Raw genomic sequence first — 22,663 nt, forward strand, 5'->3', positions numbered from 1 at the left:
CTGTGTCTGACAAGCTCATTCCCACCCTCGTTCTGGCCCTTATCGCTGCCCTCATTTTCTGGGCCATGTGGTACGGCTGGAAGAGCCGGAAGCAGCGTCAAGCACACACAGGCACCCTGATTGATGTGCCTCAACGGTATGAGGAAACCGAATCCCTGCTAGCGGTACCCGGCACCTACGTGGCCACCACCGTCATGGGGGACTGGCTTGACCGTATCGCCACCAACACCCTGGGCGTGAAATCAACCGGTACTTTCTTCGTCTACGAAGATGCAGTGATTATCATGCGCAATGGCTCCCAAGATATCTGGATCCCTGCCGGGGATATTATCGGGGTACGCACGGAAGCTGGAATGAACGGTAAATTTGTAGAGAAGGACGGCCTGGTCGTGCTCTCCTGGTCACTGAATGGTAACCCCGTTGATACAGGTTTCCGCACCCGGTATGCAGCCGATAAAACATCAATTCTTGATGCTGTGGCAGCTATTGCACCTCAGGCTACCGCTGATGACGGCACCCTAACCCGCCCCTAAGTTTCCACCTGTCAGAGGCAGGTGACTACACCAATCAACAGGAAGTGTGTGAATGTCCCACCAAGCACCCACCCCAAGTGCAGCAGTACTCGTCCTTGAAGACGGTACTTTCTACCGTGGCGAAAGCTACGGCGCTACCGGCAAGACCCTCGGCGAGGCGGTCTTCTCAACCGGTATGACCGGCTACCAGGAAACCCTGACTGACCCCTCCTACACAGGGCAGATTGTGGTTCAGACCGCACCCCACATCGGTAACACCGGTGTCAATGATGAAGATGCCGAATCCCGCAAAATTTGGGTTGCAGGTTACGCCGTGCGTGACGCAGCCCGCCGCCCCTCAAACTGGCGTTCAGAGCGTTCCCTAGACGAAGAGCTCGTAGCCCAGGGCATCGTGGGTATCCAGGGTATTGACACCCGCGCCCTCACCCGCCACCTGCGCAGCGCCGGTTCCATGCGCGCCGGTATCTTCACCGGTGCGGACGCCGAACGCCCCCTCACCGAGCTGGTTGCCGAAGTACAGGCCGCCACCGAAATGAAGGGCCAGAAGCTAGCTGACACTGTCTCCATCGATGAGGCCTACATCGTAGAGCCTGCCGACCAGGGTTGGGACGGAGACGTCAAAGCTACTCTGGTAGCAATCGACCTGGGCATCAAGGCCATGACCCCCAAGCGTTTTGCCGAGCGTGGTGTGCGCGTGCACGTGCTGCCTGCAACCGCAACCCTTAAAGATATCACCGCCAAGAACCCCGACGGCGTCTTCTTCTCTAACGGCCCTGGTGATCCCGCCACTGCTGATGAGCAGGTAGAACTACTCCAGAGCATCCTGCGCCAAGGCACCCCCTTCTTCGGGATTTGCTTTGGTAACCAGATGCTAGGCCGCGCCCTGGGCTTTGGCACCTACAAGCTGCCCTTCGGCCACCGAGGCATCAACCAGCCGGTCATGGACCGCACTACTGGCAAGGTAGAAATCACCGCCCAGAACCACGGTTTTGCCGTTGATGCACCCCTGGAGGGGGCCGTCACCGCACCCAATGCTGAATTTGGTCGCGTTGAGGTTTCCCACGTGGGCCTGAACGACCAGGTTGTTGAAGGCCTGCGTTGCCTAGACATTCCTGCTTTCTCAGTGCAGTACCACCCCGAAGCAGCAGCAGGGCCGCACGATGCAGCCTACCTCTTTGACCGCTTTATCGACCTCATGCTTGAGAAGAAGAACTAAGGACACCGAACCATGCCGAAGCGTAACGATCTCAACTCAATTCTCGTCATCGGTTCTGGCCCGATTGTTATCGGTCAGGCCGCCGAATTCGACTACTCGGGCACCCAGGCCCTGCGCGTACTCAAAGAAGAAGGGGTACGCGTCATTCTGGTCAACTCCAACCCGGCCACCATCATGACCGACCCCGAGTTCGCCGACGCCACCTACATCGAACCGATCACCCCTGAGGTCATCGAAAAGATTATTGCCAAGGAAAAGCCTGACGCTATCCTGCCTACCCTTGGTGGCCAGACCGCACTGAACGCGGCAATCTCCTTGGATGAGCAGGGCATTCTCGCAAAGTACGGTGTCGAGCTTATTGGCGCCAACATTGAAGCTATCAACCTGGGTGAGGACCGTGAGGCCTTCAAGGGCGTAGTAGAACGTGCAGGCGGCGAGTCAGCCCGCTCTGTCATTGTTCACACCATGGACGAAGCCCTCAAAGCTGCCGAAGAACTGGGCTACCCCATGGTCGTCCGCCCCTCCTTCACCATGGGTGGCCTGGGCTCAGGTATGGCCTACAACGAGGAAGACCTGCACCGTATCGCCGGTGCTGGCATCCAGTACAGCCCCACCAGCGAAGTTCTGCTCGAAGAGTCCATCTTGGGCTGGAAAGAGTACGAACTGGAAATGATGCGAGATAAGAATGACAACGTAGTTGTTATCTGCTCCATCGAAAACTTTGACCCGGTGGGCGTACACACCGGTGACTCCATCACCGTAGCCCCCGCGCTGACTCTGACCGACCGTGAGTATCAGAAGCTCCGCGATATCGCTATCAATGTGATTCGTGAGGTTGGTGTTGATACTGGTGGCTGTAACATCCAGTTCGCTATCGACCCTGCAACCGGGCGCATCATCGTCATCGAGATGAACCCCCGTGTCTCCCGCTCCTCAGCACTGGCATCAAAGGCAACCGGCTTCCCGATCGCTAAGATCGCTACCAAGCTTTCCTTGGGCTACACCCTGGATGAAATCCCCAACGATATCACCCAGAAGACCCCGGCCTCCTTCGAACCCACCCTCGACTACGTTGTGGTCAAGGTTCCCCGTTTTGCTTTCGAGAAGTTCCCGGCCGCAGACCCCACCCTGACGACCACCATGAAGTCAGTGGGCGAGGCTATGGCCCTGGGCCGTAACTTCACCGAGGCCCTGCAGAAGGCTATGCGCTCCATGGAGCAGAAGGGCTCAACCTTCCGCTTTGATAACCCCGAGCTGGGTTCAGATGAGCTGGCTACTCTGATTGAGCAGACCAAGGTTGCCACTACTGACCGTATCTTCCAGGTTCAGCGTGCCCTGCTAGCTGGTGCTACCGTTGAGCAGATGTACGAGGCAACCGCTATCGACCCCTGGTTCCTGGACCAGCTGGTGCTCTTGAACGAGGTTGCCGCAGAAATCGCCTCTGCCAAGTCCCTCGATGAGCGCACTATGCGCCTGGCCAAGCGTCACGGTTTCTCTGACGCTCAGATTGGTGAGATTCTGGGTATGAGCGAGGCCGTGGTTCGCGGCATCCGCCACGCCCTGAACATCCGCCCTGTCTTCAAGACTGTTGATACCTGTGCTGCCGAGTTTGAGGCTTTCACCCCTTACCACTACTCCTCCTACGATCAGGAGGACGAGGTTGCTCACCACGAGAAGCCTTCCATCATGATTCTGGGCTCTGGGCCCAACCGTATCGGTCAGGGCATTGAGTTCGATTACTCCTGTGTGCACGCTTCTATGGTGTTGCGTGAGGCTGGCTATGAGACTGTTATGGTCAACTGCAACCCTGAGACCGTATCAACTGACTACGATATTTCTACCCGTCTCTACTTTGAGCCCCTGACTCTAGAGGACGTCCTTGAAATCGTTGAGGCTGAGCGTCGTACCGGTGGTCTGCTGGGCGTCTTCGTTCAGTTAGGCGGCCAGACCCCCCTTAAGCTGGCTCAGGAGCTCAAGGCTGCTGGCATCCCCATTCTGGGTACCTCACCTGAGGCCATTGACCTGGCTGAAGACCGCGGCGAGTTCTCTCGTGTGCTGGAAGAAGCAGGTCTGATTTCCCCCAAGAACGGCACCGCCTACACTTTCGAGAACGCCAAGAAGATTGCGGATGAGATTGGCTACCCCGTACTGGTGCGCCCCTCCTACGTTCTGGGCGGACGCGGCATGGAGATTGTCTACTCTGAGGCTCAGCTAGCGCGCTACTTGGAGAACGCTACTGAGGTTTCTTCCTCTCAGCCTGCTTTGATTGATAAGTTCCTTGAGGACGCCGTTGAAATTGACGTTGATGCCCTCTACGATGGCCAAGAGCTCTACTTGGGCGGCGTCATGGAGCACATCGAAGAGGCAGGTATTCACTCAGGTGACTCTGCTTGCACCCTGCCCCCCATTACCCTGGGTCCGGACGTCATCGAGCAGGTCAAGGAGGCAACCTACAAGATTGCCGCTGGTGTGGGCGTGCGCGGTCTGATTAACATTCAGTTCGCTGTCGCTTCTGAGATTCTCTACGTGATTGAAGCTAACCCGCGTGCTTCTCGTACCGTGCCTTTCGTCTCCAAGGCAACCGGTGTGCAGATGGCGAAGGCTGCTGCTCTGATTGGTACGGGTAAGACCATTGCTGATCTCAAGGCTGAGGGCTACCTGCCTGCCACCATGGATGGTGCTTCACTTCCTGTTGAAACCGCTATTGCGGTCAAGGAAGCTGTACTGCCCTTTAGTCGCTTCCGCACCCCCGAGGGTGTTGTGGTTGATTCCCTGCTTGGCCCTGAGATGCGTTCGACCGGTGAGGTCATGGGCTTGGACCGTCATTTCGACACTGCTTTTGCTAAGGCTGAGGCTTCTGCTGGTTCCAAGCTACCTACCGAGGGTAAGGTCTTTGTGTCCGTTGCTAACCGCGATAAGCGTAACTCCATCATCTATGTGAAGATGTTGCAGCAGCTGGGCTTTGAGATTGTCTCTACCGGCGGCACTGCCGATGTTCTGCGTCGCAATGGTGTTGAGTCGCTGGTTGTTCCTAAGATTGCTGAAACTCAGGAAGGAGAGCGTTCCATCGTTGATATGGTGCGCGATGGCGATATCGACCTGATTTTCAACACCCCCTCTGGCGGTCAGGCTCGCGGCGATGGTTACGAGATTCGCGCTGCGGCAACCTCCGTTGGTTGCCCGGTGATGACCACTGTCTCTGAGTTTGGTGCAGCAGTTCAGGGTATTAACGCTCTGCGTGAGTACAGCTGGGATGTTATGAGCTTGCAGGAACACGGCGCTTCTATTGAGGCTGCTCTGGAAGGCCGTGAATCCTAATGTCAGGCGGTTTTGGTGATCGCCTGGCTCAGGCCATGGGGGAGAAGGGCCCCCTCTGCGTGGGCATTGACCCCCACCCTGCTTTGCTGGAGGCTTGGGGTCTGCCCGACGCTGCGGCATCCCTAGGCGCCTTCGCTTCTACTGTGCTTGAGGCTTGCGGCCCGGTGGTTGCTGCCCTCAAGCCCCAAGTGGCGCTTTTTGAGCGTCATGGCTCGGCTGGTTTAGCTGCCCTGGAGCAGTTGCAGCGTGATGCTGCGGAGGCCGGTGTGCTGGTAGTTGCCGATGCTAAGCGCGGTGATATTGGCTCCACGATGGCTGCTTATGCGGACGCTTGGCTGGGGGAGAACTCGCCCTTGGCCACTGACTCGGTGACTTTGAGCCCTTACTTGGGGTTTGAGTCCTTGCGTCCGGCTCTTGAGGTGGCGGACCGCAATCAGCGGGGTACTTTCGTGCTGGCACTTACCTCGAACCCTGAGGGGCGGACTGTGCAGCATGTTGGTGGCACTTCATCTGTGGCTGCAACCATTATTGCAGCAGCTCACGCTGAGAACAGCCAGCGTCAGTGGGAGGCTATGGGCCCCTGCGGCCTGGTCGTGGGTGCTACCGTAGCTGATGCCTTACAGAAGCTCGAGATTGACCTCTCCGCTTTCAATGGCCCTATTCTGGCTCCAGGTTTTGGTGCTCAAGGGGCTACTGCTGGTGATCTCTATACTGTCTTTGCTGGTATTGAGAAACAGGTGCTGGTGAACTCAAGCCGTGGCGTCTTGTCTGCTGGGCCGTCAGCTCAGGGGCTGCGTCAGGCTGCTGAAGCTGCTCGTGATGAGCTTTTGAAGGCTCGATAGAGTCTTTATCGGAAGAATGGTGGGAATTTATTTCAAATTCCCACCATTTTTCTTTAAATAAGGTTACTCACGGGTAACTATCTTCCCTAACCATCTCTGACATGGTATTTTGTAATTGTTGGGTCGCAAATAAATAAGCAATACCCCCAAGACTGAGCAAAGCTGCTCGGTTGCTTATTTATTCCAACAAACCCCGCTCTTTGCCTCATTGGCATCTCGCACAGAAGGACAACATACTATGCCTCTTCAGCCCCTCACCGAAGAACAGCGCATCGCCGCCCGCGAAAAGGCCAAAAAGGCCCGCATTACCCGCGCTGAAATTAAGGACGCAGTTAAGAACAAGCAGATTACTATCGCAGAAGTTCTCAAGCGTGCCGAAACTGATGAGGCAGTCGCTAGACTAAAGGTAACTGACCTGCTCACTTCCCTGCCGGGCGTGGGAGAGGTTCGTACTGAGAACATTTTGAACGATTTGAATATTGCTGCGTCCCGCCGTCTGCGTGGTCTTGGTATCCACCAGCGTAAGGCACTCATCAATCTTCTTGACCGATAGGTAGACTATGGCTGAACAGACCTCTGCACCTAAATTGACCGTGCTCGCTGGCCCCACTGCTGTGGGTAAGGGAACCGTTTCTGCTTATATTCGGGAGCACTACCCCCAGGTGTGGTTCTCTGTATCAGCTACGACCCGTGACCCTCGCCCCGGTGAAGAAGACGGTGTGCATTACCACTTTGTCTCTGAAGAACTTTTTGAGTCAATGGTAGAGAACCGCCAGCTGCTGGAATGGGCTACCGTACATAACTCCTATAAGTACGGCACCATGCGGTCCATAGTTGAAGAGCAGCTTAAAGCTGGCAAACATGTTTTGCTTGAAATCGACTTGCAGGGGGCCCGCCAGGTACGTAACGCCATGCCCGAGGCTCAACTGATTTTCTTAGCTCCTCCTAGCTGGGATGAACTGGTTTCCCGGCTGATTGGCCGCGGTACCGAGTCCCCCCAGGAGCAAGAGGCCCGCCTCGAGACAGCCAAAATTGAGCTAGCTGCTGAGCCTGAGTTCGATCACACTGTCATTAATGAGACTGTGGCAGAAGCGGCAGAAGAAATTGTGCGGCTCATGGGCGCCCAGGGCAAGTAGAAAACCTATCTACTAGGGCGGCGGTGTAGGGGAATATCACCCCTGCACCGCCGCCCTTTTGCGTGACAAAAAAACGGTTGACCGATAGTATAGGTAGAGTTTTATGCCACCGGTATAACCGGTGGTGAGCAAGCACAGTCAAGATGGAGTCTTACGTGGCAAACGCACACAACGATGAAGGTATCATCAATCCCAGCGCAGACGCTCTGATCCAAAAAGCTGAGTCGAAGTACGGTCTGGTGATTTTTGGTGCTCGCCGTGCTCGCCAGATTAACGCCTACTACTCACAGCTTCACGAGAACCTGTACGATTACGTAGGCCCTCTGGTAGATTCTGAGCCCAACGAGAAGTCGCTCTCTGTGGCTATGCGTGAAATTAACGAGGGCCTGATTGAGGCCCGCCATATTGCTGATGGCCAGTTCGATGAAAATGGCACCCTGCTTCATGAAGAAGAGCCCAGCGCTTTCCTTGCTGGTGGCGATTTCTACATGGAAGAGCCTTTCGTTGAATACGTCGACGCTGAAGACGCAGATCAGGCCTAATCTGCAGTAGCTCATGCGAGTTGTTATAGGCATTGGAGGGGGCATTGCGGCCTATAAGGCGGCAATGCTCCTTCGTCTTTTTGGTAAAGCTGGGCACGAGGTTATTGCCGTGCCGACCGAGGCTGCCCTCAAATTTGTGGGCCAGCCAACTCTAGAAGCTCTGAGTGGAAACTCAGTATCGGTGGACGTTTTTGAGAGGGTTCCCGAGGTCAACCACGTGCGGCAGGCTGAAGAGGCTGACGCTGTGATTATTGCCCCGGCAACGGCAGATCTTATGGCCCGGTTAGCGGCTGGTCGGGCTAACGACCTACTCACCGCCACCGTACTGACCACCTACGCCCCGGTTATTCTGGCCCCTGCCATGCACACACAGATGTGGGAGCACCCGGCCACTCAGGCTAACGTGGCTACTTTGAAGTCCTATGGCTATCAGGTGATTGAACCTGCCGTGGGGCGTCTGACCGGCCCCGATTCTGGTGTGGGGCGTCTACCTGAGCCTGAAGATATCTACGCCCAGGCCCTTGCGCTTTTAGGCTGGAAGCAGAAGGAGGCAGGGGAGAACCCCCCGGTAGAAACCGATGATCTGCCTCTGGCGGGGCAGCGGCTACTTATTACAGCCGGTGGCACCCGTGAAGCCCTTGACCCGGTACGCTTCTTGGGCAACCGTTCCTCCGGCAAGCAGGGTATAGCCTTAGCGACTGCCGCCAGCGAACTGGGCGCCCAAGTTCACCTCATTGCCGCCCATGTAGAAGTGGATATCCCTGAGAACCTTGATCAGGTCACACGGGTTTCAAGTGCCCTGCAACTGCGCGAAGCTGTTGTTGAGCACCTAGCGACCACCGACGTCCTCGTGATGACCGCAGCGGTAGCTGACTTTAGGCCTGCACAGTACATTGACTCTAAGATTAAAAAGACGGACGACCCCGGCCAGGACCCGGTGATACGTCTGGTCCGTAACCCCGATGTGTTAAAAGAAGCGGTGCTTTATCGCCAGGAGAACCCACAGCACTCACCCCACACGATTGTCGGGTTTGCCGCTGAGACTGGCGATGCTACCACCAGCCCGCTGGATTACGGCCGGGCCAAGCTGGTACGTAAGGGCTGTGACTACCTGGCTGTAAATACTGTGAGCACTACCCAGGGCTTTGGGGCAGATAACAACGCTATTACGTTACTGTCAGCCAAGAGCGACCAAGAGGTAACCCTAGAAGGTAGCAAACTCCATGTCTCCCGCGCAATGCTTCGTCATATAGCGCAAGAACTCAACAAACATTCACAAAAGTAGCCCCGCCGGGCCGAGAGAAGTACAGTAAAACCGTGACTGAAAATAACCACCTCCGTTTATTCACCAGTGAGTCCGTCACCGAAGGTCACCCTGACAAAATCTGTGACCAGATTTCTGACTCAATTCTGGATGCCCTCTTGACCGTTGACCCGCTCTCTAACGTAGCGGTTGAAACCATGGTCACCACCGGCCAGGTTCATGTGGCCGGTGAAGTGACCACCAACGGTTATGTCGATATTCCCCACATCGTGCGCAAAACCATCCTCGATATTGGCTACAACTCCTCAACACACGGTTTTGACGGCGAATTCTGCGGGGTCTCTGTATCGATTGGTGAGCAGTCACCGGATATCAACTCGGGTGTCTACAACTCCCTTGAAGCCCGCCAGGGCACTGCCGCCGATGATCTGGACCTTCAAGGTGCAGGCGATCAGGGCATCATGTTCGGTTACGCCACCAACGAGACCGAAGTGCTCATGCCCGCCCCCATCTACGTGGCTCACCGTCTTTCCGAGCAGCTCACCAAGGTACGTAAGGACGGCACCCTGCCCAACCTGCGCCCCGATGGTAAGACTCAGGTAACCCTGGGTTACGACGAGAACTTCAAGCCCGTGATGATTGACACCGTTGTGGTCTCAACCCAGCACACCGCAGACTACGACCTTGACCAGTTGGCTGCTGATATTCAGCAGCACGTTATTGAGCCTGTCCTTGCCAGCTTTGATTTTGACTCATCTGAGGCCACCTTCATCATTAACCCTGCTGGACGCTTCGTGCAGGGCGGCCCCGTGGGTGATGCCGGTCTGACTGGCCGCAAGATTATTGTGGATACTTACGGCGGCATGGCCCGCCACGGCGGCGGTGCCTTCTCAGGTAAGGACCCTTCCAAGGTAGACCGTTCTGCCGCCTACGCTATGCGCTGGGTTGCTAAGAACATCGTTGCTGCCGGCCTGGCCGACCGCGCCGAGGTTCAGGTCGCCTACGCCATTGGTCAGGCTGCCCCTGTGGGTATCTACGTTGAAACCTTTGGCACCGAAAAGGTTGAAATCTTCAAGATTGAGCAGGCTATCCGCCAGGTCTTTGACCTGCGCCCCCTAGCTATCATCCGTGATCTAGAACTGCGCCGTCCTATCTACGCTAAGACCGCAGCTAACGGCCACTTCGGCCGTGAGGACCGCGAATTCACCTGGGAACGCACCAACCGTGTCAACGAGCTCAAGGCGGCTGTAGGCCTCTAAGCTAAAATGTCTGTATGACAACGGCACCCAACCCCGAATCCCTGCAACCAGATTTGTTGCAGGGATTCGACATACCCGATGCCAACCTCGTCGGCTCCACAGCCGCTGAGGACGCCGCCGTGCAGCTACCGGTTGCCCGGGTACACATCGACACCCATGTGCCCCACCTTGACCGGCTCTTTGACTACCAGGTTCCGGCAGCTATCGACCAAGAAGCCCAGCCCGGGGTGCGAGTACGGGTCAAGTTCGGTGGGCGAGAAGTTACCGGCTGGTTACGGGAACGCGTAGAACGGTCGGACGCTCCTACCCGCCTGGTGCCTCTACACAAGGTGATATCGCCCCTGCCTGTGGTCGCCCCAGAAGTCTTTGAGCTAGCTGATGCCCTAGCTGAGCGCTATGCGGGGTTGGTTCCTGATGTGTTGCGGCTTGCTGTGCCCCCGCGGGTTGCTAGCGTAGAGAAAACCTTTTTAGAAGAAGCAGGGGGAGAGGCGGCACCTCAACCGGTTGAGCCAGACTGCCCAGATCTCACCGGTTTTACTGACTACTCCCAAGGTGTTGAATTCTGTGAGGACCTACTGGCAGGGCATCAGGCTCGGGCTGTGATGGCTGTGCTCCCCTCGTACCCGGAGCGAAGCTGGGAGCAACTACTGGCGTCCGCCCTGGTGGCAACTGCCTCTACCGGCAGGGGAGCGCTGGCTATTGTGCCTGACCATAAGAGCCTTGACCGGCTCACCACCGCACTTGAAGAGCTAGTGGATTCGGATTCTTTTGTGCGGCTTACTGCTAACGACAAGCCCACCCCCCGCTACCGTAGCTACCTCAAAGCCCATACCGGTCAGGTGCCTATTGTCATTGGTACCCGCTCAGCCGCCTACGCGCCTGTGGCGAACCTGGGGCTGGTTGCCTGCTGGGATGACGGGGATTCTTCCCTGATAGAGCAGCGGGCCCCTTACTGCCATGCGCGGGACGTCCTCTTGCTGCGCGCCACCCTTGAAAAAACTGCTGGCCTCTTTATGGGCTACGCTGTCTCCAGCGAAGCTGCGCGTTTGGTGCGCACCGGGTGGGCCAGCTACCTGGGGGCAGATCGGGCGGTAGTGCGCTCTTTTACCCCGCGTGTGATGCCAACCGGTGATGATTACCAGTTAGCCCGTGACCCTCTAGCCGCTATTGCCCGCATACCCCACCAGGCTTTTGCGGTGGCTAAGGATGCGCTGACTACTGGGCCGGTGCTCATTCAGGTGGCCCGGGCGGGCTATATTCCGGCTTTGGCCTGCCAGCGGTGCCGTATGCCTGCCCGCTGCGACAACTGTAGAGGCCCCCTTACTCAACCGAGAGGGGGCAGTGCACCCCAGTGTGGTTGGTGTGGACATCTGGCCCACCATTGGCATTGCCTTGATTGTGGTTTTAATCGGTGGCGTACTGGTATCGCAGGGGCCTTGCGCACAGCCGAAGAGCTTGGCCGGGCCTTCCCGGGTGTACCTGTGATTACTTCTAGTGGTGAAAACGTTAAAGCCAGTGTTGGGGCAGAACCGGCTCTGGTGATTGCTACCCCCGGTGGTGAGCCTGTGGCTGAGGGCGGTTATGCGGCGGCTCTTTTGCTGGATGCTGACCGGATGCTCCAGTTTGATTCCCTGCGTGCCCCTGAGACGGCCCTGCGGCGCTGGCTAAATGCTGCGGCACTGGTCCGCTCTTTTGCTGTAGGCGGGCGCGTGGTGACTACCGCCAGCCCTTCGGCAGCCTTGGAAGCCTTGGTGCGCTGGGATCCTATGGGCTTTGCCCTGTGGGAGATGGATGAACGCGCTGAAATTGGTCTACCGCCGGCCGTCCGTACCGCCGCTATTACTGGTAGTGAGCGGGCTGTTCAGGTCTTTCTTGAGGCAATTACCCTGCCTGAGGAGGTTCGGGTGAATGGCCCCATGCCCCTTGCTGACTCTACCGGCTACTATGAGGGGGAGGTCGATAGCGACCTCTACCGCGCCATTATCTTCTTCCCCTACGCGGTGGGGGCCAAGCTTACCCACCACCTGCGTTCCACTAAGGCGTCTCTGGCTGCCCTCAAAAAGAGTGAGCCGGTGCAGATACGCTGTGACGGGCTCGATATTCTCTAAGCCCCCGGCGGAAGAGCCAGCGGCTCAGCCCTTAGGGCTGGTGGAGGGAAGAAGCCAGCTCAAGTAAAGTCAGAGCGCTCTGCTCCCAGGTATAGCGGGAAGCGTCCTCTAGCCCGCTGATAATGTTAGCCTCTTGGAGCTTACGGCCCTCCAGGGCACGTACGGCCTGAGCAAAAGCAAAGGGGGAGTCAGCTGGGGCGAAAGAAGCCCCGGGGGCAATCTCACGGAAAATAGGGATATCTGAGAGCACCACCGGGCAACCAGCTGATTGGGCTTCAACGACGGGCAGGCCATAGCCTTCATCGCGGGAAGCGGTGAGCAAAGCGGAGGCCGTGCCTAGGAGCTGGCGGTAGTCCTCATCGCTGGTTCCCCCGTGGAACACCACGTTATCGCCTGTGAGGGGTTTAAGCTCAGCCAGACGGGCCGGGGCTATCTTGGAAAGAAGATGCAACCGGTAATCGGGGAGGAACTTCATGGCCTGCAAGAGGGTTTCCACATTCTTATAGGGCATGAAAGAGCCCATGTAGAGCACATCTTTACTACGATGCGGGGCTAGAGCCAAGGCCTGCTGGCGGCTCACAAACCCGTCAGCCTGCGGGGCGTTAGGTACTACCGTAATGGGCTTGGTGGTCAGCTTGTGTTCGTGCATGAGAGCTGCCGTGGTGCGCGAAACCGTGGCCACGGCGTCCGCCTTATTCAGCAAAAAGCGTTGGGGAGCATAGGTGGTGTGGAAGGCCCGCCAGCCCAACCGCACCGGTAACGGCAGAAAACCTGGTGGGGTGGGGTGGGAGTAATAAATTAAATCGTGCAGGGTCACCATGAGTTTAAATTTTCTGCCCAGCCCGCCCAGGCCGATCGTTTGCATGGGGGAGAAGACCACATCGGGGTGGTAGCGGTTTAGCTGTAAGGCCGCGGTGGGTTCCAGGGCGGACGTCGGCGCACAGATTGTGAGGTAGGGCAGGTTAGGGAGCATGGCAAGCTGGCGCTCATCGCTAATGACCATTGTCAGTTCCAGGCCAGGGGGAAGACGCTTATCATTGGCATCTGACAGGTCTTTGAGGGCAAAGAGTAAGGAGGCAGTGTAGCGGCTGATACCGTCGTGGAAGCCGATGCGGGTATAGCGGGCGTCAATAAATAGTTTCATGCTAGTGACTCTGCTCTAGGTTCTGTTGGTGAAAATCGGCAATGAGGGTAGCAGCGCGACGGGGAGTCTCGTAATGAATCAGGTGGCCGACCTGGGGGATGATATCTAGGCGTCCGTGCTGTAGGTGCTGGGCCATCTTATGCTGAAGTTCCAGGGTTCCTAAGTCGTCCTTCTCAGCCACAATCAGTTGAACCGGCATGGGCAAAGCTGGGGTGAAATCAGCTGCCGTGGAGCTAATAGAGGCCCGATAGGCTTGGAGCACTGCCTCACGCGAGGCAAAGGCACCAAAATAGGCATCGTGCTGGCCGTTGATGAAACGGCGCAGAGCTGGGTCCTGATTTTTCATCATGAACTCGCTGCTGAGTCTAGTTACCAGGCGCGAGCGCAAGAGGGCAAAACCTAGGGGAGCGGGCAGGGCAGCCCCCGCCCCGTAGTAGAGTTCTGCAAGCCTGCTCATGATCTTTTGGTCCCCCTCTAAGGCAGGCTGGCAGATGGGGTTAATGAGGGTCAATTGCTCCACGAGGGTTGGGCGCACCAGGGCAGTGTAGGAGCTTAGGATTGAGCCGAAGGAGTGGCCTACCAGGTGTACGGGGCTACCTACAGTGGTGTTTATGAAGTCTACGAGCCAGGCTGCGTAGGTGCTTACCGTATGTTCGGCATGGTCGATGGGGGCGGTCTTGCCGAACCCTGGTAGGTCGGGAATGTAGAGGCAAAAATTTCTCAGATGGACGGCAATGATTTCTAGGCCGTGGTGATCTCCCCTGAAACCGTGCACGAGGACGAGGGGGGCGGCGTCCTTTTTCCCGTAAACCCACCAGCGGCTATAGGTGCCACCGACCCAGCCTTCGTGGCGGGTCCCGGCAGGAACCTGTTGGGGCACCGGTTCAAAGACCTCTGCTGGATGTGGGTGTGCAGGCATGGTGACTCTTTCTCTTGACCCCCACCACTGTACCGCTTTGCGGGGTACTTCTCAGCGTGTAAACACCGGCAGGGCAAAGCAGGCTCAAGCGCGGTACACTAGGAAACAAACTATTGACATCTTAGACTTGTGCGCGCCCAAAAAGTGCAAACACCACTCGACAGACAGGAAACACGGTGACTGCTGAGGTAGAACCTGCCGAACAGAAAGAAACCACCTGGGACTTCCGCTCTATGGAAGCCAAGTGGCAGCCCTACTGGGAAGAAACCAAGGTTTTTGAACCCACCAACGATGAGGGGAAAGAAACCCGCTACGTGGCGGATATGTTCGCCTACCCCTCAGGTGACCTGCACATGGGCCACGCTGAGGCTTTTGCCATTGGTGATGTCACCGCCCGCTTCTGGAAGCAGAAGGGCTATGATGTGCTGCACCCCATCGGTTGGGACTCTTTCGGCTTGCCGGCAGAAAATGCGGCCATTAAGAACAACACTCACCCCAAAGAGTGGACCTACAAGAACATTGAAACCCAGGCAGGGTCTTTTAAGCGCTACGGCATTATGGTTGACTGGTCCCGCCGCCTGCATACCTCAGACCCTGAGTACTACAAGTGGACTCAGTGGCTCTTCCAGCAGTTCTATAAGAAGGGTCTAGCTTACCGTAAGTATTCCCAGGTGAACTGGTGCCCTAATGATCAGACCGTGCTGGCTAATGAGCAGGTTGTTAACGGTGAATGCGAACGCTGCCACAGCCTGGTAACGAAGAAGTCTTTGAATCAGTGGTACTTCAAGATCACTGATTACGCCCAGGAACTGCTGGACGATATGAAGGAGTTGGAGGGGCACTGGCCTGACCGTGTGTTGGCTATGCAGCGCAACTGGATTGGCCGCTCTGAAGGTGCCGAGGTTACCTTCGAGGTGGAAGCTGCTGAAGGCAAGGAAGCTGCTAGCGTGGATGTCTTCACCACTCGCCCCGATACCTTGTATGGCGCTACTTTCTTCATTGTGGCAGCTGATGCTGATTTGGCACTTGAGCTGGTGACAGAGGATCAGCGGGCTGCTCTGGAAACCTACCGTGAAGAGATTAAGGTTCTCTCAGATATTGATCGTCAGTCTAATGACCGTGAGAAGACCGGCGTCTTTTTGGGCCGCTACGCTATTAACCCTTTGACTGGCGATAAGCTTCCGGTCTGGGCTTCTGATTATGCGCTGGCTGATTACGGCACTGGTGCTCTCATGGCGGTCCCGGCACACGATCAGCGAGACCTTGATTTTGCCCGTAAGTTCAATATTCCTGTGGTGACTGTGGTTGATACTGGTGAGGAGGACCCGGCTGAGACTGGTATCTCTACCACCGGTGATGGCGCCCATATTAACTCTGGCCCCCTCAATGGCCTGAATAAGGCTGAGGCTATTACCAAGGCCATCGAGATTCTTGAAGAAAAGGGTGTGGGTACTGGCAAGGTGAACTTCCGCCTCCGTGACTGGTTACTCTCCCGCCAGCGCTTCTGGGGCTGCCCCATCCCCGTCATTCACTGTGAGGAGCACGGCGAACAGTTAGTTCCGGAAGATCAGCTGCCTGTGCTGCTTCCCGATAATCTGGCTGGTGAGGATCTGGCACCTAAGGGCCAGTCGCCCCTGGCTGCAGCTACCGACTGGAACACCGTTCCCTGCCCGATTTGCGGTAAGCCCGCTAAGCGCGACTCAGATACCATGGATACCTTCGTGGACTCCTCCTGGTACTTCCTGCGCTACGTTTCACCTCACTTCGATGGGGCTATCTTCGACCCTGAGCAGATGAAGAAGTGGAACCAGGTCGATATGTATATCGGCGGTGTTGAGCACGCTATCTTGCACCTGCTCTACGCCCGTTTCTTCACCAAGGTGATTCGTGACCTGGGTCTGATTGAGCACTCTGAACCCTTTAAGTCCCTGATAAACCAGGGGCAGGTGCTCAATCAGGGCAAGGCTATGTCTAAGTCGCTGGGCAACGGCGTTGATTTGGGTCAGCAGCTTGATAAGTTCGGTGTGGATGCTGTTCGCACCGTCATGGTCTTTGCTTCACCCCCGGAGGACGATGTTGACTGGGCTGATGTTTCCCCGGCCGGTATGCAGAAGTTCCTGGCCCGCGCCTGGCGTGTTGCACAGGATGTGACCAGCGAGGTTGGTGCGGACGGCGCAACCGGCGATGCTGCCCTGCACAAGCTGGTGCACCGCACCGTGCACGATGTTGATAGCCTGGTTGAAAACGGTAAGTTCAATGTTGCCGTTGCTAAGACCATGGAGCTGGTCAACGCTACCCGTAAGGTTATTGACTCCGGTGCGGGTGCTGCTGACCCGGCCGTCCGCGAGGCTGCTGAAACTATCGCTATTCTGCTCTCGCTTTATTCCCCCTACACTGCTGAGGACGCCTGGCACCTGCTGGGCCATGACACCCCGGTGCTGACTGCTGGTTGGCCTGAGGTTGACCCGGCCCAGTTGGTAGACGATACTGTCACTGCCATTGTGCAGGTCAAGGGCAAGGTCAAGGACCGCCTTGAGGTGGCTAAGGATATTTCTGAAGCTGATCTTGAGGCCTTGGCTTTGGGGTCAGAGGCTGTCCAGCGTGCTATGGGAGATGCCCCGGTGCGTAAGGTGATTGTGCGTGCTCCTAAGCTGGTTAATATTGTGATTTAGTCGCCTTGGTTGGCTGGTGAACGGGTGCCCCTTTGTTACGAGGGGCACCCGTTTTATATCTTCTGGGCACTTGTTTTTCGGGCGAATCCCTCCAGGCACCTGACTAGGCGGTATAGTAGTTGCGTGCGTACTATTGCTCTGGTCACCGATTCATCTGTTGCCTTACCCGATGATGCCCTTGAACAGCTCAAGGCTGAGGGCGGGTTTAGTGTGCTTGAATTACCTGTTACCGTGGCTGGCCGGTCTGTCAGTGGTGTACCTGCCAATCACATAGATGCCGCTATCGCTTTAGCCCATGCTCAGGGGGAGCAGATACTTACCTCCGGTGGCGCACCGGGCGCTCTCGTGGATATCTATGAACAGCTGGCAGCCCAGGGCTACTCAGCGATTATCTCGATGCATTTATCGGGTGAGCTATCAGGTACCTGCGATGCGGCTCGGTTAGCTGCACGACTGGTCGATATACCGGTGGTCGTCATTGACTCGCTGAGTTTAGCCATGGGCTTGGGAGAACCGGTATTGCGCCTGCACCGCCTCCTAGCTAAGGAAGAGGATCTGGAGCAGGCTACTGCCCTGGCTGAGGAACTGTGCGCCTCTACTGAGCTTTTCTTTTTCCTACCTACCTTGGATGCTCTTAAGCGGGGTGGGCGTGTCAATGCTGCTTTAGCGATGGTGGGTCAGATGTTCCAGATCCGCCCTGTAGCTACTATGGTTGATGGAAAACTGCATTATGTTGAGCGGCCGCGCAGTACGGCTAAAGCCATTGAGAAGCTGGCGGCGCTAACTGAGCAGGCTAGTTCTCAGAGAGCTGGCGAATTGCCCTTGGACGTGCACCTGAAAGACGGAGAAACCGCTCATTTGGTGCGGCGGCTAGGGCGGGTAGTAGCTATCCATTACAGCGGTAATAAGGGGCAAGCACTGGACTTTAAGCGCTCTTTGGGGTCGATTGCAGCTGAGGCTGTGGTGACTCCCTTACCTGCTGTGCTCTCTGCCCATTCAGGTTTGGGTGCCCTGGCTGCTGTCATTTTTTAGCTGGTGCACACCAGCTGTGGATAAGCAGTTCAGCTAGGTCATAATGTGACGCAACCACACCGAGGATGCAGCGTCTGAGGCAAGAACTCGCCCAGAATGTATGGGAGCTTTTTCCACAGGCCCATTCGACCTTGGCCTGAAATAGGGCAGAGCCCTAGCCTAGGTCTATGTCTCAGAAACCTCCAGCCTCCACTGACGATTTCACCCCCGATAAAGGGGAAGCCGCCAACGAGCAGGCTACCTGGCCTGACCCCACTGATTATCTCTTGCGCAGTAGACGGCACGGTGCTGTTTCTGCAAGCGCCCCGCCCAGCCCGCGTCATAGGGCTCTTTTGCAGCGTGCTTTAGCGTCCTCAGATTCGCAGGTACCTGACCGTGCGGTGCAGGGTTCTGTGACCCGGTGGAGGGTGCCTACTGGGGCTCTTGTCCTTCTTGCTCTGGTGTTGGGTGTGGTTGCCCTGTGGCCGGTGGTTTTTTCTGGTGGTGGGTCGTCTGTAGCAGCAATTCCTGTGACGTCTACTGAGAGCGCAGAAGGAGGGACGGTAGAGACTAGCCTAGCTCCTGTAGCTGAAACCTTGCCGACGAATACAACTGTGCAGGGGGCAGGAACACCTCTGGTGGTACATGTTGCTGGGGCTGTGCATAGCCCTGGGGTTTATGAGTTGCCTGCCGGTAGTCGAGTCAATGCCGCTGTTGAGGCAGCTGGCGGGTTGAGGGCTGATGCCGAGACATCGATGGTTAATCTGGCGGCAGCTGCAAGTGATGGTAGTCAGATTTATATCCCGACTCACGGTGAGGCTTTACCTGCGGTGCAAGAACCGGCAGGAGTAGGTAGCGGCTTAGCCGGTGCCAGGCAGGGGCAAGGTCATCAGATGGACGCCGCTGGGCTGGTGAATATCAATACTGCAAGTGCTGAGGAGCTGCAGGCCTTGCCGAAGGTTGGCCCTGTTCTAGCTGGATCCATTGTGAGTTGGAGGGAACAGTATGGGGGTTTCAGTTCGGTTGATGAGCTAGGGCAGGTTTCTGGTATTGGGCCTGCGACCCTTGAGGTTCTGCGTCCGCTGGTGACAGTATGAGAGGGGCTCTTACTACTATTCGGGGCTGGCAGCAGTCCCAGGCTGAGAGGGCTGAGCACCGGCGGGCGCAGCCGCGTTTGGTTGATGCCAGACTTGCTTTCCCTGCTGTAGGGCTATGGGGCTTTACTGCTTTGTGGATTCTGGCTGGTGCGCGGTGGACGCTGGGGGTTGGGGCTTTTCTTCTGGCCCTTGCCCTGGGCGCATGGTGTGTTTCTCATCGGTTCTCACCGGAGCGTGGCTGGTGGGGGAGCAAGAAATCTGCCCAGATTTTAGCCCCCTTTGCTCAGGTCTTGGCCCTTACCTGCTTATTGATTGCGGTGCAGACTGTGGCTTTGCAGGGCAGGGGCTATCTGCACCAGTGGGATCTGATGCAATCTTTACATGGGCAGGGGGTACGAGTCAGCGCGATCGTGGTTGATGCGAGGCCTTCTTCTACTGGTGGGTATACAGTGCAGGTAGAAACCCGTGAGATTCGCCAGGGCTTGAAGAGCTGGGATGAGCATATTCGGTTAAGCGTGTACACAGACCAGTTACTGCTTCCAGGCAGTAGGGTCAGCGCAGCAGGTGCCTTGAAGGTGAAAGGAAGCTACTACCGGTTGCAAGGTAAGGTGAGCTTGATAGAGCCACCGGGTACGGTAGGGCCCACCTTTTTGCTGAAGACTGGTTTGCGTGATGTGGCAGTAGAGCAACTAGGGGCTGGGCAGGCAGGTCTTCTTTTGGGCATGGCCTACGGTGATGATTCTTCTCTACCGGCACAGGCTCTTTCATCACTACGAATAGCTGGTTTGACTCATCTGACCGCAGTATCAGGTGCCAACATTACTCTTATTTTTGTTGTGGCCTATCGTCTGTTCTATTCGCTGTGTGCCCGGCCTTGTGTTCTTATCGTGGCGGGGGTGGCAGCATCTACGGGTTATGTGGTCTTAGTTGGGTTAGATGGGTCGGTGCTGCGGGCCTGGGTTATGGGCCTGGTCGGGGCGCTAGGGCTGGTGCTAGGGCATGGGGCCTACCGTCTGACTTTTCTATCAACCTGCCTCATAGCTCTTGTGATTGCGGTGCCGCCTTTAGCGACCCACTATGGTTTTATTCTCTCGGTGGTTGCTACTGCTTCACTTGTGGTGCTGGCACCTGCTATTTCTCGTCTCTTGAGCAGGGGCATCCCCCTGCTTCTTGCGGATCTGCTGGCTATGCCCTGTGCCGCTAGCCTCTGGTGTGCGCCGGTGATTCTTGTGCTCTCTGAATCTTTATACCCCTATACTGTTCTGGCTAACCTTGCGGTAACTCCTTTGGTGGCACCGCTGACTGTGCTGGGGCTATTAGCCTTTCTTACCTACTCTTTGGGATTAGCTGACCTTCTGCTCAATCTTCTCTTGAGCCTTGGGGGCTTCTTAGCGCAGGGGCTACTGAACATTGCTGTATGGTGTGCGAGTCTGCCAGGTAGTCATTTGCCGGTAGAGCTCACCCCTCTCACTGTAGGGCTAACCTTCTGTGCGGTAGTGGGTATCAGCTGGCTGGTTCTTACCTGGGATAGGGTAGCTAACTCTCTGCCTGAGGCTCGTTTGCCTCGCTTACATAGGGGGAGTGAACTGTGAACTGGTATAGAGGAAAAAGCATTCCCCGCTCTCTCATCAATAGTGCCCTGATCGTTCTGGTGATAGTGCTAGCTGTTGTGCTTCTGCAGCAGCGCTGGCGCACCACTACACACGCTCCAGATAGCTGGCAGTGGGTTACCTGTGATGTGGGCCAGGGGGACGCCCACCTGATACGAACTGGTCAAAGATCAGCCTATCTTCTAGATACCGGCGATAACTTCGCCGCACTCAAAGACTGCCTCGACTGGTCAGGGGTGCAAGAGCTAGATGCTGTGCTCATCACTCACGCCCATCACGATCATGATGGGGCACTGCATCAGGTTCATCACGACTATAAGCAGCCACCTGTCTTCGTCTCGCCCCATTATCTCAAGGCAGGGGAGCGCCTGCCCACAGGTCACACTGCGGCTGCCGGCCAGTTGGCTTCGGGTATGGTCTTCTCTGCGGAGGCTGTGGCTACAGGTACCCAGGGAGAGAATAATCAGCCGAGCGGTCAGGTGCTGTGGCCTCCGCAGCAGACTCAGCACATTCCCGGTGCAAGCGGCTCTTCTAGCTGGATTAATAACTCTTCACTGGTCATCCGCTGGGTTCTGCCGGCCAGAGAACCTGGGCAGAGGCCCTTGACCGTGCTCACCACAGGGGACCTTGAGGCGGACGCCGCCCACCGGCTTCTTACTGATGCGGCTGCTCAGATGCCTACCGACGTCCTTAAAATTGCCCATCATGGCTCGGCCGGGAGCGGCACAGACCTGATAATCGCGGCTAACCCCTCCCTGGCACTTATCTCCGTGGGGGCCGCTAATAGCTACGGCCACCCTCACCAGAGTATTCTGGGTTTCCTTCAGCGTAGTTCAGTTCCCACAGCTCGCACTGACCAATCCGGGCACCTGGCTCTGACAATGAACGACCAGGGCATTATGCTCACCAGCTCAGGCTAAACCTGCAGAAAACCGCTTTATCTGACAAGATATAAAGGCACCCAAGGAGGATACATGGCACGCACACCCCGCAATCGCTCAGCCGCACCAGATCAGGGCTGGCGCACAGTTCCGCTTGCGCCGCTCGTTCTGCTCTACGGCCCCGAAGAATACTTTGCCTCCCGGGCCACCGGGCGGCTACGCCAGCTCTTTGCCGATGCCCACGGTAGCTATGAGCTCACCAGTCTCTCTGCCAAAGACTACCGGGCAGGGCAGCTTGATGTGCTTGCCAGCCCCTCACTCTTTGATGAACCCAAAATCATTGAGGTCACCCAGGTAGCCTCCATGAGCGATGCCTTCTTGCAAGACGCCCTAGACTATGCTGCCTCACCCCACGACTCCACCCTCGTGATACTGCACCACACCGGCGGCAACAGGGGCAAAAAACTCATTGATACCATCAAAGCCAACAGAGCCTACCCGGTCGTTGAATGTAAGGCCCTCAAAAATGAGCGGGACCGGCTGAACTTCATCATCTACGAATTCCGCTCAGCCCAGCGTTCCATCGACCCGCCCGCAGCGGCAGCCCTGGCAGCAGCCACCAGTGACATCTCAGAACTAGCCTCAGCAGCCCGCCAACTCATAGCAGATGAACCGGGCCCTATCACCGTGGACACCATCGACCGCTACTTCGGCGGGCGCACCGAAGTTACCGCCTTCAAAGTAGGCGATGCCGCAGTAGCAGGTAATAGCAGAGAAGCCATTAAACTGCTCCGCCAGGCCCTAGACACCGGCAGCGACCCCATCCCTATCCTCGGTGCCTTAGCTGCCCGCATGCGCAACATAGCCAAAGTGCACGGGGTGCGGGGGAACTCCAACCAGTTAGCGGGCGACCTGAAGATGGCACCCTGGCAGGTAGAGGCGGCTCAACGCGATTCCCGCCGCTACGCACCTGCTGACCTTGCACGCGTCCTGGCGCTACTGGCAGACACTGACGCCCAGCTCAAAGGGGAGAACCTAGATGCCTTCTACCCTCTCGAAAAAGCTGTGCTGGCAATTTCGCAGGCCTCTCGAACCCACTAAACCAGGCGGG

Annotated in this window: 18 protein-coding genes; 16 read left to right on the forward strand and 2 right to left on the reverse strand. The window is 56.8% G+C overall.

Annotation, left to right across the window (positions count from 1 at the left end):
- Positions 1 to 2: 2 nt before the first annotated feature.
- From ACED87_RS05445 to ACED87_RS05490, 10 genes are all read left to right on the forward strand, one after another.
- Positions 3 to 533, forward strand: coding sequence for a PH-like domain-containing protein (locus ACED87_RS05445; RefSeq protein WP_449082925.1), 531 nt, complete (start codon positions 3 to 5; stop codon positions 531 to 533).
- 52 nt (positions 534 to 585) lie between these two features.
- Positions 586 to 1,749 (forward strand): glutamine-hydrolyzing carbamoyl-phosphate synthase small subunit, encoded by a 1,164-nt coding sequence (gene carA, locus ACED87_RS05450; RefSeq protein ID WP_449089667.1) that lies wholly within the window; start codon positions 586 to 588, stop codon positions 1,747 to 1,749.
- 12 nt (positions 1,750 to 1,761) lie between these two features.
- Positions 1,762 to 5,067, forward strand: a complete 3,306-nt coding sequence (carB, locus tag ACED87_RS05455) for a carbamoyl-phosphate synthase large subunit (RefSeq protein ID WP_449082929.1) — start codon at positions 1,762 to 1,764, stop codon at positions 5,065 to 5,067.
- Positions 5,067 to 5,909, forward strand: a complete 843-nt coding sequence (gene pyrF, locus ACED87_RS05460; protein WP_449082930.1) for an orotidine-5'-phosphate decarboxylase — start codon at positions 5,067 to 5,069, stop codon at positions 5,907 to 5,909. The genes carB and pyrF overlap by 1 nt, the downstream gene beginning before the upstream one ends.
- A gap of 238 nt (positions 5,910 to 6,147) precedes the next feature.
- Complete coding sequence (mihF, locus tag ACED87_RS05465) at positions 6,148 to 6,462, forward strand: integration host factor, actinobacterial type (RefSeq protein WP_449082932.1); 315 nt, start codon at positions 6,148 to 6,150, stop codon at positions 6,460 to 6,462.
- A 7-nt stretch (positions 6,463 to 6,469) separates the two neighbouring features.
- Positions 6,470 to 7,045, forward strand: coding sequence for a guanylate kinase (gene gmk, locus ACED87_RS05470; RefSeq protein ID WP_449082933.1), 576 nt, complete (start codon positions 6,470 to 6,472; stop codon positions 7,043 to 7,045).
- A 155-nt stretch (positions 7,046 to 7,200) separates the two neighbouring features.
- Complete coding sequence (gene rpoZ / locus ACED87_RS05475; RefSeq protein ID WP_449082935.1) at positions 7,201 to 7,587, forward strand: DNA-directed RNA polymerase subunit omega; 387 nt, start codon at positions 7,201 to 7,203, stop codon at positions 7,585 to 7,587.
- 13 nt (positions 7,588 to 7,600) lie between these two features.
- A complete protein-coding gene (coaBC, locus tag ACED87_RS05480; protein ID WP_449082937.1) occupies positions 7,601 to 8,872 on the forward strand; it encodes a bifunctional phosphopantothenoylcysteine decarboxylase/phosphopantothenate--cysteine ligase CoaBC in 1,272 nt (423 codons plus the stop codon).
- A gap of 32 nt (positions 8,873 to 8,904) precedes the next feature.
- Positions 8,905 to 10,110: a methionine adenosyltransferase gene (gene metK, locus ACED87_RS05485; RefSeq protein ID WP_449082939.1), complete on the forward strand. Its 1,206-nt coding sequence runs from the start codon at positions 8,905 to 8,907 to the stop codon at positions 10,108 to 10,110.
- Between the two features lie 14 nt (positions 10,111 to 10,124).
- Complete coding sequence (locus tag ACED87_RS05490; RefSeq protein ID WP_449082941.1) at positions 10,125 to 12,218, forward strand: primosomal protein N'; 2,094 nt, start codon at positions 10,125 to 10,127, stop codon at positions 12,216 to 12,218.
- Positions 12,219 to 12,249: 31 nt separating this feature from the next.
- Here ACED87_RS05490 and ACED87_RS05495 read toward each other — a convergent pair whose 3' ends face one another.
- Both ACED87_RS05495 and ACED87_RS05500 read right to left on the reverse strand, forming a co-directional pair.
- Positions 12,250 to 13,362, reverse strand: a complete 1,113-nt coding sequence (locus tag ACED87_RS05495) for a glycosyltransferase family 4 protein (RefSeq protein WP_449082943.1) — start codon at positions 13,360 to 13,362, stop codon at positions 12,250 to 12,252.
- Position 13,363: 1 nt separating this feature from the next.
- On the reverse strand, positions 13,364 to 14,281 hold the full coding sequence (locus ACED87_RS05500) for an alpha/beta fold hydrolase (protein ID WP_449082945.1): 918 nt from the start codon (positions 14,279 to 14,281) through the stop codon (positions 13,364 to 13,366).
- A 176-nt stretch (positions 14,282 to 14,457) separates the two neighbouring features.
- Here ACED87_RS05500 and leuS point away from each other — a divergent pair, with 176 nt between their 5' ends.
- From leuS to holA, 6 genes are all read left to right on the forward strand, one after another.
- Entirely contained in the window at positions 14,458 to 16,953 is a 2,496-nt protein-coding gene (leuS, locus tag ACED87_RS05505; protein ID WP_449082947.1) for a leucine--tRNA ligase, read from the forward strand.
- Positions 16,954 to 17,076: 123 nt separating this feature from the next.
- Complete coding sequence (locus ACED87_RS05510; protein ID WP_449089668.1) at positions 17,077 to 17,985, forward strand: DegV family protein; 909 nt, start codon at positions 17,077 to 17,079, stop codon at positions 17,983 to 17,985.
- Positions 17,986 to 18,152: 167 nt separating this feature from the next.
- Positions 18,153 to 19,061, forward strand: a complete 909-nt coding sequence (locus ACED87_RS05515) for a helix-hairpin-helix domain-containing protein (RefSeq protein WP_449089669.1) — start codon at positions 18,153 to 18,155, stop codon at positions 19,059 to 19,061.
- Positions 19,058 to 20,653 carry a ComEC/Rec2 family competence protein gene (locus ACED87_RS05520; protein WP_449089670.1) on the forward strand — a complete coding sequence of 532 codons (1,596 nt, stop codon included), beginning with the start codon at positions 19,058 to 19,060 and terminating at the stop codon, positions 20,651 to 20,653. Before ACED87_RS05515 ends, ACED87_RS05520 begins: the two co-directional genes overlap by 4 nt.
- Positions 20,650 to 21,591, forward strand: coding sequence for a ComEC/Rec2 family competence protein (locus ACED87_RS05525; RefSeq protein ID WP_449089671.1), 942 nt, complete (start codon positions 20,650 to 20,652; stop codon positions 21,589 to 21,591). Before ACED87_RS05520 ends, ACED87_RS05525 begins: the two co-directional genes overlap by 4 nt.
- Before the next feature lie 54 nt (positions 21,592 to 21,645).
- Positions 21,646 to 22,653: a DNA polymerase III subunit delta gene (holA, locus tag ACED87_RS05530; RefSeq protein WP_449089672.1), complete on the forward strand. Its 1,008-nt coding sequence runs from the start codon at positions 21,646 to 21,648 to the stop codon at positions 22,651 to 22,653.
- Positions 22,654 to 22,663: the final 10 nt, after the last annotated feature.

It is taken from the genome of Rothia sp. 32237D007AR (genome assembly GCF_053544675.1).